Annotated in this window: 12 protein-coding genes and 1 pseudogene; 3 read left to right on the top strand and 10 right to left on the bottom strand. The window is 57.8% G+C overall.

Going from position 1 to position 12,112, the window contains the following annotated elements; all coding sequences use genetic code 11:
• Window positions 1-36 precede the first annotated feature (36 nt).
• Window positions 37-825, bottom strand: coding sequence for an SDR family NAD(P)-dependent oxidoreductase (locus KGB24_RS17030; RefSeq protein WP_008035520.1), 789 nt, complete (start codon window positions 823-825; stop codon window positions 37-39).
• Between the two features lie 71 nt (window positions 826-896).
• Complete coding sequence (locus KGB24_RS17025; protein WP_223415347.1) at window positions 897-1,997, bottom strand: alkene reductase; 1,101 nt, start codon at window positions 1,995-1,997, stop codon at window positions 897-899.
• 146 nt (window positions 1,998-2,143) lie between these two features.
• Here KGB24_RS17025 and KGB24_RS17020 point away from each other — a divergent pair, with 146 nt between their 5' ends.
• Window positions 2,144-2,719, top strand: coding sequence for a TetR/AcrR family transcriptional regulator (locus KGB24_RS17020; RefSeq protein ID WP_008035516.1), 576 nt, complete (start codon window positions 2,144-2,146; stop codon window positions 2,717-2,719).
• A gap of 174 nt (window positions 2,720-2,893) precedes the next feature.
• On the opposite strand, the pseudogene KGB24_RS17015 reads toward KGB24_RS17020, so the two are convergent.
• From KGB24_RS17015 to KGB24_RS17000, 4 genes and pseudogenes are all read right to left on the bottom strand, one after another.
• Window positions 2,894-3,430: pseudogene (locus tag KGB24_RS17015) on the bottom strand (AAA family ATPase).
• Between the two features lie 110 nt (window positions 3,431-3,540).
• Window positions 3,541-4,170: a LysE family translocator gene (locus KGB24_RS17010; RefSeq protein WP_223415346.1), complete on the bottom strand. Its 630-nt coding sequence runs from the start codon at window positions 4,168-4,170 to the stop codon at window positions 3,541-3,543.
• A 159-nt stretch (window positions 4,171-4,329) separates the two neighbouring features.
• Window positions 4,330-4,548 carry a DUF4287 domain-containing protein gene (locus KGB24_RS17005; RefSeq protein ID WP_223415345.1) on the bottom strand — a complete coding sequence of 73 codons (219 nt, stop codon included), beginning with the start codon at window positions 4,546-4,548 and terminating at the stop codon, window positions 4,330-4,332.
• A 154-nt stretch (window positions 4,549-4,702) separates the two neighbouring features.
• On the bottom strand, window positions 4,703-4,939 hold the full coding sequence (locus KGB24_RS17000) for a hypothetical protein (RefSeq protein WP_223415344.1): 237 nt from the start codon (window positions 4,937-4,939) through the stop codon (window positions 4,703-4,705).
• A 209-nt stretch (window positions 4,940-5,148) separates the two neighbouring features.
• Here KGB24_RS17000 and KGB24_RS16995 point away from each other — a divergent pair, with 209 nt between their 5' ends.
• Window positions 5,149-5,490 (top strand): hypothetical protein, encoded by a 342-nt coding sequence (locus KGB24_RS16995; protein ID WP_008035511.1) that lies wholly within the window; start codon window positions 5,149-5,151, stop codon window positions 5,488-5,490.
• A 389-nt stretch (window positions 5,491-5,879) separates the two neighbouring features.
• Here the strand turns inward: KGB24_RS16995 and KGB24_RS16990 are convergent, their stop codons facing one another.
• Window positions 5,880-6,392 carry a GNAT family N-acetyltransferase gene (locus KGB24_RS16990; RefSeq protein WP_223415343.1) on the bottom strand — a complete coding sequence of 171 codons (513 nt, stop codon included), beginning with the start codon at window positions 6,390-6,392 and terminating at the stop codon, window positions 5,880-5,882.
• A gap of 220 nt (window positions 6,393-6,612) precedes the next feature.
• Here KGB24_RS16990 and KGB24_RS16985 point away from each other — a divergent pair, with 220 nt between their 5' ends.
• Window positions 6,613-9,510 carry an EAL domain-containing protein gene (locus tag KGB24_RS16985; protein WP_223415342.1) on the top strand — a complete coding sequence of 966 codons (2,898 nt, stop codon included), beginning with the start codon at window positions 6,613-6,615 and terminating at the stop codon, window positions 9,508-9,510.
• An 8-nt stretch (window positions 9,511-9,518) separates the two neighbouring features.
• Here the strand turns inward: KGB24_RS16985 and KGB24_RS16980 are convergent, their stop codons facing one another.
• From KGB24_RS16980 to KGB24_RS16970, 3 genes are all read right to left on the bottom strand, one after another.
• Window positions 9,519-9,680 carry a DUF2986 domain-containing protein gene (locus tag KGB24_RS16980; RefSeq protein ID WP_008035506.1) on the bottom strand — a complete coding sequence of 54 codons (162 nt, stop codon included), beginning with the start codon at window positions 9,678-9,680 and terminating at the stop codon, window positions 9,519-9,521.
• A 187-nt stretch (window positions 9,681-9,867) separates the two neighbouring features.
• Complete coding sequence (locus KGB24_RS16975) at window positions 9,868-10,158, bottom strand: hypothetical protein (protein ID WP_008035503.1); 291 nt, start codon at window positions 10,156-10,158, stop codon at window positions 9,868-9,870.
• Window positions 10,159-10,382: 224 nt separating this feature from the next.
• Window positions 10,383-11,660 (bottom strand): flavohemoglobin expression-modulating QEGLA motif protein, encoded by a 1,278-nt coding sequence (locus tag KGB24_RS16970; protein ID WP_223415341.1) that lies wholly within the window; start codon window positions 11,658-11,660, stop codon window positions 10,383-10,385.
• Window positions 11,661-12,112: the final 452 nt, after the last annotated feature.

Here is a 12,112-nt window from a genome sequence, read left to right as displayed (position 1 = left end):
CCGATTGCGGGGCGAGGCGGACCTGCTCGACATGGGTCAGACTTGAGTCAAATAGCGTTGCGCCACGGCGGATTGCCTGATCTGCGACAAAAGACCCTGACGCGCGGTTTGCAGGGCATCCCAGCGCTCGCCTTCATGCAACGGAGGAATGGTCACCGGCTCGCGACGGTCGAAGCCAACCAGTGCGGCATCGACCAGATCACCCACTTCCATGATTTCGCTCAAGGTGTTGATGTCGATACCGGCGCGATCCCAAATCTCCGTGCGGGTGGCGGCGGGCAGTACGGCTTGCACATAAACACCCAGAGGCGAAAGTTCCAGGCTCAGGCCTTGGGAAAGGAACAGCACAAACGCCTTGGTCGCCCCATAGACCGACATGCCGAACTCAGGCGCCAGACCCACAACCGAACCGATGTTGATGATCGCGCCTTCACCAGCTTTGGCCAGGCGTGGCGCGATGGCGCTGGCGAGCCGCACCAGCGCGGTGGTGTTGAGGGCTACCAGTTGCGCAACGCTGTCGGTGCTTTGCTCGATGAAGTTGCCGGACTGTGCGGCGCCGGCATTGTTGACGAGGATGCCGATGCGCGCGTCATCCCGCAGGCGCGCTTCGACGGTGTGCAGGTCGCTGAGTTGAGTCAGGTCGGCCTGAAGCACTTCAATGGCGACGTTGTGTTCGCCACGCAACTTCGCGGCGAGCGTTTCCAGGCGCGATTGGTCGCGGGCGACCAACACCAGATCATGCCCGCGTTGGGCGAAACGCTCGGCGTAAACCGCGCCGATGCCGGTGGAAGCGCCAGTGATGAGAACGGTAGGGCGAGTAGTCATGATGTCAGCTCTTTATCAGGAATATGGATTGGATTGATGCACAAATAAAACCAGGCTCGATCAGCCAATGCCTAGTTCGCGGCAGCGCTTGATTCGGCAAGTGTCGGGTAGTCGATGTATCCCGCCGCACCGCCGCCGTAGAGCGTGGAGGGGTCGAAGGCGGACAGTGGCGCACCGGTCTTGAGTCGCTCCACCAGATCGGGGTTGCCGATAAAAGGGCGGCCAAAGGCGATCAGGTCGGCCTTGTCATGCGTAAGGCGTGCCGTGGCCAGGTCCAGGTCGTAGCCGTTGTTGGCGATGTAAGTGTTCTTGAAGCGCTGGCGCAAGGCGTCGAAATCAAAGGGCGCCACGTCGCGTGGCCCGCCGGTGGCACCTTCGACGACGTGCAGATAAGCGATGTCCAGAACATTGAGTTGGTCGACGATGTAATCGAACTGAGCCTGTGGATCACTGCTCGATACACCATTGGCCGGCGAGACAGGCGAAAGGCGAATGCCCGTGCGATCAGCACCAATCTCGGCTGCCACCGCGGCAGTCACTTCCAACAGCAGCCGCGCACGGTTTGCGATCGAGCCGCCGTAGGCATCAGTACGAAGGTTGGCGCCGTCCTTGATGAACTGATCCAGCAAATAGCCGTTTGCACCGTGGATTTCCACGCCGTCGAAGCCTGCCACAATGGCGTTTGCCGCCGCTTGGCGGAAATCGTTGACGATGCCTGGCAGTTCGTCAGCCTCCAGCGCCCGCGGCTCGGAAACGTCCTCGAAGCGATTGTTGACGAACACCTTGGTCGCGGGACGAAGAGCTGAAGGGGCTACCGGCGCCGCGCCTTGCTGTTGCAGATCCACGTGGGAAACACGGCCCACATGCCACAGCTGCAGGAAAATTCTCCCGCCCTTGGCGTGCACGGCATCGGTCACCTTGCGCCATCCCTCTATCTGCGGCTGCGTGTAAATGCCCGGGGTATCCTGATAGCCCTGTCCCTGCTGCGAGATCTGCGAGGCTTCGGAAATTAGCAAGCCCGCGCTTGCCCGCTGGCTGTAATAGGCAGCAGCAAACTCACTCGGCACAAAGCCTTTGCCCGCGCGATTGCGCGTCAGTGGAGCGAGAACCACGCGGTTCGACAGCGTCAGGGCGCCAAGCGTGTAGGGGGTAAACAGATTCAGGTCGCTCATGGGTGTTTGTTCCGTGCCCGTTGGTAAATGGTCATATCGCTTGCGATTAGGATGATGATCGAAATCTAAGCTGTCAACGGTTTTGATTATGATCGGCATCTATGTATCATTGGCCGATGAATTTCAGCGGTAGAGAGGTATCGAACATGCGAGTGTCCAAGGCCCAGGCTCAGGCAAATCGGGAGCACATCGTCAAAACGGCCTCAGTCGTGTTTCGCGAGCGCGGATTTGACGGTGTAGGCGTGGCCGACCTGATGGGCGCCGCCGGTTTCACCCATGGCGGTTTCTACAAACATTTCGGTTCGAAGGCTGACCTGATGGCCGAAGCCTCGGCCAACAGTCTTGCGCAGTCACTGGTCGGCGCCGAAGCATTGAGCGTGAAGGATTTCATCGATGTGTATGTGTCCAGGGATCATCGCGACGGGCGCGCCACGGGTTGCACCATGGCGGCGTTGTGCGGTGACGCGGCGCGTCAGTCGGGCGATTTGAAGTCGGCTTTCGCTGAAGGCATCGAGCGCACGCTGCAAACGCTCGGCGAAAAATACCCGACCGGGCCGGATGCGGCGCCGGGGGAGGCGAGGGTGAAAATGATCGACCTGCTGGCGCGTGCGGTCGGTGCGATCATGTTATCGCGCGCCTGTCCTGACGACTCGGCGCTGGCCGATGAAATTCTGGCGGTGTGTCACGCGCAAATGACCGCATCATTATCCATTCAATCGTAGATTCAGTCGTAGAGGGGATAGATGGATGTCGCACAAAACGTGCTGACTCGCTTTCATTTCGTCGTTGGATGACACGTACTGGCTGTGCAGCCAGTCGTTCGTCGCCGTAGGTTTTCTCTCATAGCCCCTGCCGGGCGTACGCGGATCAACTACCGGAATAGCGAAAATCACCCTCTATTCAAGGCAGATTTCAGGCGTTGCAGCCAAGCTATCGAGAAAGGCGCGAATCTGCCGGGAACCGCGCAAGTGCACCACAGGAATTTGCGGGCCGATGGCCAGGCGCACCGCCTCGATTCCTGGACGGTAGCCACGATCAAAATTCCACACGAAGTTGAGAAAGGTCAGGAACGCCCGGTCGAGCTTCTCTGTACAGCCTGCTGCAAGGTCAGGGCGAGGGCGGTTCATGACGCTGCGCCTGATCACCCGGGTAAAACAGGTGAGCCGCGAGGTATCGAGCCAGATGATCAGGTCGGTCCGGGGCAGGCGAAGGTCGAAGGTTCGCCGCGCATAGTTGCCTTCACAAATCCAGGCCTCTGGTGTGAGCGCTTTGCGGACCCGTGCGCGGAACTGCTCGGCGTCGGGTTCGACCCAGCCGGGTTCCTAGAACAGCGTGTCGAGGTGCACCACGGGCAGGTTCAGGCGCTTGCCGAGGGCGCGGGCGAGGGTAGATTTGCCGCTACCGGCATTGCCCAGAATGACAATCCGTTGCATGGGGAGACTTCCTGTCGCGAAAAAAGCCGACAAGTGTGCAGGTTTTGGTTGGCGCAGTAAAAGGCGGCTTCGACGAGAGACGTCTATTGAGCGATTTCGAAGCTGCTGCTTCAGGCTGTCCGGTTCAGCACCAGCAAACGTACCGCCAGCGCCGTCATTACGACAGCGAAGCCATAAGCACCCAGGCGGCTGGAGATTTTGCCCCCACGCAGACGCCCATGTAGCTGTCCGGCACAGACGCTGAGCAGGGAATGAAAGATCAAAGCGATCAGCGCAAGCAACACACCTAATACCATCAGTTGCACAGTGACGCTGCTGGTTCCCAGGGTGACGAATTGCGGCAGGAATACCATGAAGAACAACAGCGCCTTGGGATTCAACAGGCTGTTGAGGGTTGCCCGGATGAAGATCTTGCGCCGCGATGCCAATGCAGGTTGAGCCTCAGCGTCCGCTGGTGGAGTACTCAATGCCTTCCACGCCAGCCACATCAGATAGCAAGCCCCGGCCCACCGCAGCAAATCAAATGCCGGCGCCCAACTCATCACCAACGCACCGAGCCCCGCGCTGACCATGGCAGTCATCAGCACGTCGGCCAGGGTTATTCCCAAAGCTGCGGCGAAACCGGCACGCCAGCCATGGGCAACGGCATGGCTGGTGACGATGGCCATGTTCGGGCCAGGCACGATCAGCAACAGCAGGGCGGCGACAGTGAACAGGTAAAGGTTGGTGGCGTCCGGCATAGCGCAAATTTCCCTGGATGAGAAACAAGGCTAACCGTAGTCATTGGGTTGAAGCAGATACAGTGGAGGTGGATTTGATAGCAACAGTCAGGTGTATGGCGCCCGGTTGGCTTGAGCCGCAAGCGGGTGCATCGAGCGCCCTGTGCTACATCAGTCTCGTCAGTCGGCTTTAGTGCTCGCTAAAAAGTACGCAACCAACGCGTTGGCATGGCCATGGCCCATGCCGTGTTCAGTTTTGAGCAAGGCAACCATCTCCATATGCTTCTTGCCGTTGACTGTCTTGAGCAGGTTTAGCCAGTGGGTGATTGGCTGCCCATACTTTTTTTCAATAGAGGGAAAGTACGACGCTGGTCCTTTTACTTTTGGATCGTCGGTCATGACGCAAACTCCTTTTTTGCTTGAGAACTATCGGGAGACATTACCCAGAGAGAACCACGATTACGATGACGGCAAATCCTGCGTCTTTCCGGATTCGACAGCAGTATAGAAAGTCTTTCGATGGAGGCCGATCAGCCGGTCCAGGTGTGCGGCACTAAAGCCACGTATTCACCACCCGCCGATCCAGTTCCTCCCAGTCCGCCATGCCCAGCACTCGCGTGGTGTTCAACCCGCGCAAATAACCGCGCAACTGATTGGCAGTGGCCCGCACAAGTTCCGGGTCGGGCGTGTGTTCGCCCAACAATACGGTTTCGTACTGAATCAGGTACTCGGCCACCCTGTCGCGGAAATCGGGCAAAACGGCATCGCGGATCAGGTCAAAAGTTCTCAAGGATAGATCCTCATCAATTTTTTTAGTGGTGATTCAGAGTGTGTACCCATCTGCACGGCGCGCAACTATTGCTAGAGGTAATAGTGACCATTACGAAACACAAGTTCTGCTTTGTTGGCATTAGGCGGAAAATCACCTCCAACGAACATGCACAGCAACGCAGTCCCGCTGCTGGATGAACCGAAGCTTTTATTTTCTGGATAAGACCGATGCGCTCTTTATTTGTACCCGCCATGGCGATTGGCTCTTTGTTGCTCGCCGGTTGCGCCTCCGCGCCGAACGACCCGACCCTGACCTTGCAGACCAGCAAGACCCCAGCCCAATACGCCGATTGCGTCGTACCGAAATTGCAGAGCAATGCGTTGAACCCGACCGTCTCGCAAACCCAACGCAGCTACCGGATCGTGGTGCCGAGCAAAGTCTCGGCCGACAACGTGCTGGAAGCCTACAAGGCCGGGAATGGCGGCAAGGTGTTCATCTACGAGCGGCATTTGCTGGCTTCGAACCTGCTGCCTTCAAGTTTTGAACGCGCCGCACAGGACTGTATCTGACCCCGGCCCGTAACGCTTTCTACAGAGCTCCTTTGGTTGGCCGCAACCAACCAATTTTTTACCCCGCAGCCCATTTGGTTGCGGGGCTTTTTTTGTTCTACACGAAATCCCGGGGACAGAAACAAGAACGGCGAAATACTAGCTCCCGCAAATTCGACGTCGTTTAGCTGAACTGGATATGGGATAAGCGCAAAACCTGTAGGAGCCGGCTTGCTGGCGATGGTCGTTAACGATAACGCGTAAGAGCTGGTTAAACGCGGGGTACTTGAGTCCATCGCCAGCAAGCCGGCTCCTACAGGGGAGCGCGTACACCCTCAAACAACGAGGTCGAGCGTTAGCTCGCCTTGCGGCCTGAATCTTGAGACGTTTCCGGAGCTCTTATTGACCCTTCATTCACTCGTCTGAATCGAAAGGCCAAACCGATACTTCTGGTTTGCCCCTGCTTGCAGAGATGCCTGTTCGATCACGAAGCCACAGCGTTCGAGCACTTTTGCCGAGCCGATATTGTCGACGTAAACGTTGGCAACCAGTTGATTGAGATCCCAACGCAACTGCGCTTGCTCGATCAAATGCCTCACCGCCCGCGTTGCCAGTCCTTTTGCGCAAGCACTTTGAGCAATCCGATAACCGACTTCTGCCGACCGCGCGGATGTGTCGATGTCTTTGAGGTTCGCCCGGCCCACTATTTTTCCGTCAGCGTCTACGATGACAAATGGGTGCCAGGTGCCGGCGGCATAATCAGATAAATAGGCTGCAATGTGCTCGGTGACACCTTGCACCGAATAGAAAGCAGCATTGCGTGCGTCAATGTGGCGCTCGAACCACTCGCGATTGTCCCTTTCAAACGTCAGCAATGCCTCAGCATCTGTGTTTTGCAGGGTACGAATTGTGACGGTCTCCATAAGGACGCTCCTTTTCCTGGTGGAACTACTTGGATAAGGGTGCAGAGGCACACTTGTCAGTCGTTTGCCGAGTTGGCGCCCTTACAGAATGACCTGTTGAGGAAGCAACTCACAATTCGAAAAAACCTATTGAATAAAAACTCTATAAACGGGAAGCTCACTGGCGCATTGCTAGTAACCAGTAAGTGAGTATCGCCAGTTTCTGGCTCAGGGAGCGTTGATGAGTTTTCGTCCTTTGACCGACTTCCCGCGGCAATCGAACGATTGCGATAGTGGCGCCTCTGAGCTTAAAGGGAATTCGGATACTGTCGGCATGACCTGCGCTGGCAACGAGAATACGATCGAACACTTACTGAACTCGGCGCGCAACTGGACGCACACCACCGCGTGGGTCGTTTACCGTGCCGGTGAACAGATGCATTTGGTGGGGCAGGGCGACCCACAGGCGCAGTGGCCGTCAAGTGTTGCAAATGAACAGTTCGACGCCTTTTGCCAGACCCGACACTTGCACCGCTGGCCGACCGGCAGCGGCGAAAGTGTGCTGGGCTGGCTGCTTGCGCCAATCGCCGAGGCCGAAGAACCGGCGCTCGCCGGTTTTGCACAGCGCCTGGGCATTGAGGTGCAGACCAATACCCTGGCCCGCGCGCAGATTACTCAACGTGTGCTGTACGAAATTACCTACCTGGCCAGTTCGACCCGCGACCGGTCAGTGTTCCTGGTGGGGGTTCACCAGTTACTGGCGAGCCTGATCGACGCCGAGAACTTCTATCTCGCGCTGTATGACCCGCACAGCGGCAAGATCGACTACCCGTATTACGTCGACATCATTGACGTTGATGCCGTGGAGTCCTCGCACTACGAATACCTTGACCCTTCGCATCTTTCGTTGACCGGCCAGGTATTGACCAGCGGCCAGCCGTTGCTGATCGACGCCGCCGGCATCCTCGCGGCTCAGGCCGAAGACCGTTTTTACTGCGTGGGTGATCGTCCCGAATTCTGGATGGGCGCACCGTTGAAAAATGCCTCGGACGAGGTGTTTGGCATGCTGGCGATGCAGGTCTACGACGTTTCTCGTACCTACAGCGCCGAGGACCGCGCGCTGTTTCTGGTGGTGGCCCGCCATGTGGCCATGGCACTGGACCGGATTCTGCACCGCGAGGATCTGGAAGCGACGGTGATGCGTCGTACCCTGGAGCTCTCGGCGCTCAACGACGCCTTGAGGCAGGAAGTGGCAGAGCGAGAGCGCGCCGAACATCTGCAGAGCGCGCTGTTCCAGATTGCTGAACTCTCCAGCCGGCCTGGCGATATGGCTGAGTTGTTTCAAACCTTGCATGGCATCGTCGGTGATCTGCTGTTCGCGCGGAACTTCTATATTGCGCTGTTCGACGACGCGACCAGTGAAGTGACCTTTCCGTATTATGTCGATGAGCGGCAGACGGCCTGCCCGGTGGCACGGCGAGGGCGCCGGGGCTTGACCGAGTACGTTATCCGTCAGCGTCGACCTTGCCTTATTGACGCCGACGAAGCTGAGCGACTGTCTGCGCACGGCGACATCGAACTGGCCGAGGCGTACTTCCGATCCTACTCCTGGCTGGGCATTCCATTGTTCGATGGCGATGTGGTGCGTGGCGTGCTCGCGGTGCAAAGCTATACCTCGCAAGTGCGCTATACCCTGCGTGACCAGGAACTGCTGACGTTCGTGTCCCGGCACATCGACACCGCGTTGTCGCGCCGCACGGCCGCCGAAGCGATCCATGCCGCCAACCTCAAGCTGGAAGCCCGGGTGCAGAACCGCACCCGTGAGCTCGATCACGCCAATGCCAAGTTGCAACACGAAAACTCCCACGATGCGCTGACCGGGCTACCCAATCGTACCTACCTGCAACAGCGCCTCAATCTGGCCTGGTCGCAGTTCGGCAGCGAAGGCGGGCACCTGGCAGTGATGTTCATCGACCTCGACCGTTTCAAGATGGTCAACGACAGCCTCGGCCACCATTTTGGCGACCTGCTGTTGATGCAGGCCGCCCACCGTTTGCGCGGTTGTCTGCGCGACAGCGACATGCTCGCGCGCCTGGGGGGCGATGAGTTTTCCGTGCTGGCTCCCGAGGCGCCGCTGGAGCTGGTAATCGACATCGCCGAAAGGATTCTGGTGGCGTTTGACTTGCCGTTCCTGATCAATGGCTATGAAGTGTTTTCGTCCTGCAGTATCGGTATTGTCAGCGCCGACAGTCAGTTCCATCAGGAACCCGCCGACTTGCTGCGCGATGCCGATGCGGCGATGTACCGGGTCAAGAGTGCCGGGCGCGACAGCTACGCAGTGTTCAATCAGGAAGTGCGCCGTGAAGTCTCGGACCAGGTTGAGCGGGAAGGGGCCTTGCGCAACGCGCTCAAACGCACCGACGAACTGTTGCCGTATTTCCAGCCGATAGTCAGTGTCGAAAGCGGCGAACTGTTGGCCCTTGAAGCACTGATCCGCTGGCATCAGCCGGGCGGCCGGGTGATCGCACCGGGCGAGTTTCTGCCGGATGTCGAGGGTCTGCGCCTGATTGGTCGACTGGATCTGTACATGCTGACCAGCATCGCCGCGATCCTCGCACAACCCGAACACGCCAATTGGCCTGCGGTGCACGTCAATTGCTCCAGCTACAGCATGACGCGCCCGGACTTTGCCAATGATGTGCTTGCGCTGTTGGCGCGATACGGGGTCGAGCCCTCGCGGATCTGCCTGGAGTTGACCGAAGGCGCACTGGTGGCGGAGCCGGCGATTGCCCGACTGACCATGCAGCAATTGGCTGACAACGGCATGTCGGTGGTGCTTGATGATTTCGGTGCCGGGTTTTCATCCCTGAGCTACGTGCATCAGTACCGCTTCAGCGGTTTGAAGATCGACAAATCGTTCATCCTCGAACTGACCACCAGCCCTCGCAGTCGCGCGATCGTGCGGGCGATTGTGCGGATGGCGGAATCGCTGGACCTCAGCGTTGTGGCCGAAGGTGTCGAGGATGAAGCGACGCTGGTCTTGCTACGCGAAATGGGCGCAGGGCAGGCTCAGGGTTATTATTTTGCGAAGCCGATGGGGTTGGAGGCGTTGTTGGCGAGTTCGTTGATGGTTCGTTAGGGGCTGGATCAGCCCTCAGAGGGCGTGATTGAGTCTTGAGCGGACTCAGCGGCCAGTTTCAATCGGTCAGCTTTGCTGATGTATTTAGACTTGTTTTGCGGTGCCAGCTTGGCACTGGCCTTTTTGGCGTGAGCCTTTAATAGCTGCTTTATTTTCTTCTGACGATTCATGTATTTCTACTCGGCTTGTGAATGCTTGAATGATGGCAGAGGTTTGCACACGAAGCCTAGGGGTGAGACACGGGCTTGCACCGCAATCAAACCCAATCTGATGGTTTGCGGACGATCACATTTGCGCCAGGCAAGCATGCAAAACCTGCGACAGCGACCGTGTCGCGAGATCAATCGCAAGGGCGCGTTATTTGATCTGCACGATGACCGGACCTTCCGTTACGATCGGCGGGGACGCGTGGATACTTGATGCATTTTTCTTGATCCACTCGCTTGCCACTTTCAAGCTCGCATCGCTGCCGGCCTTGTCCGTGCAAACCGTTACCGACGTACCACCATCACCCGTATTCAGCAGCGTGTAGCTTACGAGGCCCGGTACTGTCCGCAGGGTTGCTTCAACGTCAGTCTTGCGCTCTTCCAAAAGCTCGAAAAGCTGCTTTGCTCCAGTACCCAAGTAGGTTCTTATCACCGCATACATAGTCGTCTCCTATGGGGCGCCGTCTTGATGCCTGTCCAGATTCGCTGATGGCCGCTATCTCTCAGGTCTCAATTCACCCTGATTAATTAAGCTTAGCCACACGCCGGCGACTGGCGAAGTGCAACGACCACCGGCCGCTTCTGGCCGATTGCCGCCTGCCACAAAAGGCTGCGGTCAGGATATTTCCGTGATACTCAATCGAGTCAATTGGCAGGTGCCCATGATCACTGGGCGCTGGCATCGTGTTCGTGTTCGTCTGCAAATGTCATGAGCACCTCCAGATCGAGCACATCCAGTTTTATCTGGGCAATAAAAGCAGAGAAGGCCAGGTTGGCGGCGAGCAGACGTAAATCGCAGGCCCAGGCCGGTAGATGGGTGGGGCCCTGGAGCCAGCCAGATTCAAATAGAGGCGCCAGGCGTACGGTATCGGCCAGACTGAGGCGTCCGGCAAACAAATGCCCCACCAGTTCCGGTCGATTGTCGCGAATCGCGATGCGCAACAGGGTATGGACGCCCAGCAAACCCGTCAGGTAAGCGGCATCCTTGGTAAACGCCGAGCCGCCATGCAGGTCGGCGCCACGGAAGACCCGCTGGGTTGAGCGGAAGGACTCCTCTTGTGACTGGCCTGCCGCGAGAAACCCCTCGAATACCTGTATGAAATCAGCGCCGTCCAAAGCCTGCTGGACCGCAAGCACGCGCAGGGCCAGGCGGCGCAGGCGGTTGATGTCCATGCTGCCAGTGAACAGTTCTGCCAGGGTTGCAATGCCTTCCTGGGTTTGCGTCGTGCGTGGAGCCCCCAAACCCAGACTTTTGAGGTTGGGCTGGAGCGCGCCGTTTTGTGCGGTAGCAACATGCACGAAGGCCTCATGCTGCAATAACTGATTCTTGTCCAGTTCAGAGAACAGGGCACCGGTACGCAGGCGTATACGGCTTGCCCCAGCGATGGCCTTGGCAGCTAGCGTCGGGTCGAGCACGACCGTGACCCGGCCCTCGCCGAAGAAACGGTCCAACTCCGGCTGCATCCAGGCGGCGAAGACCTCGGCCGGTATCTCAGCCTGTGTCGGTGGAATCCGGGCGCCACCCAATAGGGCGTCGGTGGTGGTGAGAAAAAAATTGGCCGCGTCCAGCATGCTGAGTTTCTGGCTCGGATAATAGAAATCCGGGCGTCGGTACAGCGCGGATGAGTATTGAGTGAAGGCGGGAGTGCCAATCGCCCCCAGCATGCGTCCGGCCGTGGCATAACTGCGTGCTGTCATGGCGAGATAGTGCCCGGCTGGGTGCCCCTGATCGCAGCGTCCTATAAAGGCTTCCAGAGCGACGATGTCGGCACTGTGATCGCGGGGGCGCAATTCGACTCTGGGCAATTCGGCTTTCCCGTTACGCCAATGCGCCAGGAAAACTTCCTCGACGCCATCCGGCCAGGACAGGGCATTCAGTACGCGGATCTTGCGAGCCAGACCGGGTAGGGCGGCATCGAGTTCAGACAGGGGGGCGCTGCTCATGGAGTCACCCTTGAAAGACGAGGATCATTCGAAAAAGCTTAGTCGTTCCGATGCGGTGCGTTGTAACCGATCAGGAGGCCCCCTGTTGTTCACGGGTGACTGAACCTTCCTGCTTCTTATGTAAGACGGTTATCGACCCAAAGCTGGCGCTGGCAACCTGGCCTCTTTGGTGTGGAAAAAGAATTTCCACTCAGGGGTTGACCACGTATTTTAATACTGTACTATTCGCCTCCCGCTAACGAGCAGTTCGCTGCTGGTTCTGGTTTAAGTTGTTGATTTGGTTAAGAAAAATCATCAACTTTTAAGGTTGCAGTTTGATGAAAGGCGCTGTAGAATGCGCGCCTCGGTTGAGACGAAAGATCTTAACCAACCGCTCTTTAACAACTGAATCAAGCAATTCGTGTGGGTGCTTGTGGAGTCAGACTGATAGTCAACAAGATTATCAGCATCAC

The sequence above is a fragment of the Pseudomonas sp. BF-RE-25 genome, from assembly GCF_019956105.1.
In the GTDB taxonomy this organism is placed as follows: domain Bacteria; phylum Pseudomonadota; class Gammaproteobacteria; order Pseudomonadales; family Pseudomonadaceae; genus Aquipseudomonas; species Aquipseudomonas migulae.
The sequence above is the reverse complement of the archived record's forward strand: the minus strand, read 5'-3'. Positions and strand labels throughout refer to the sequence as shown.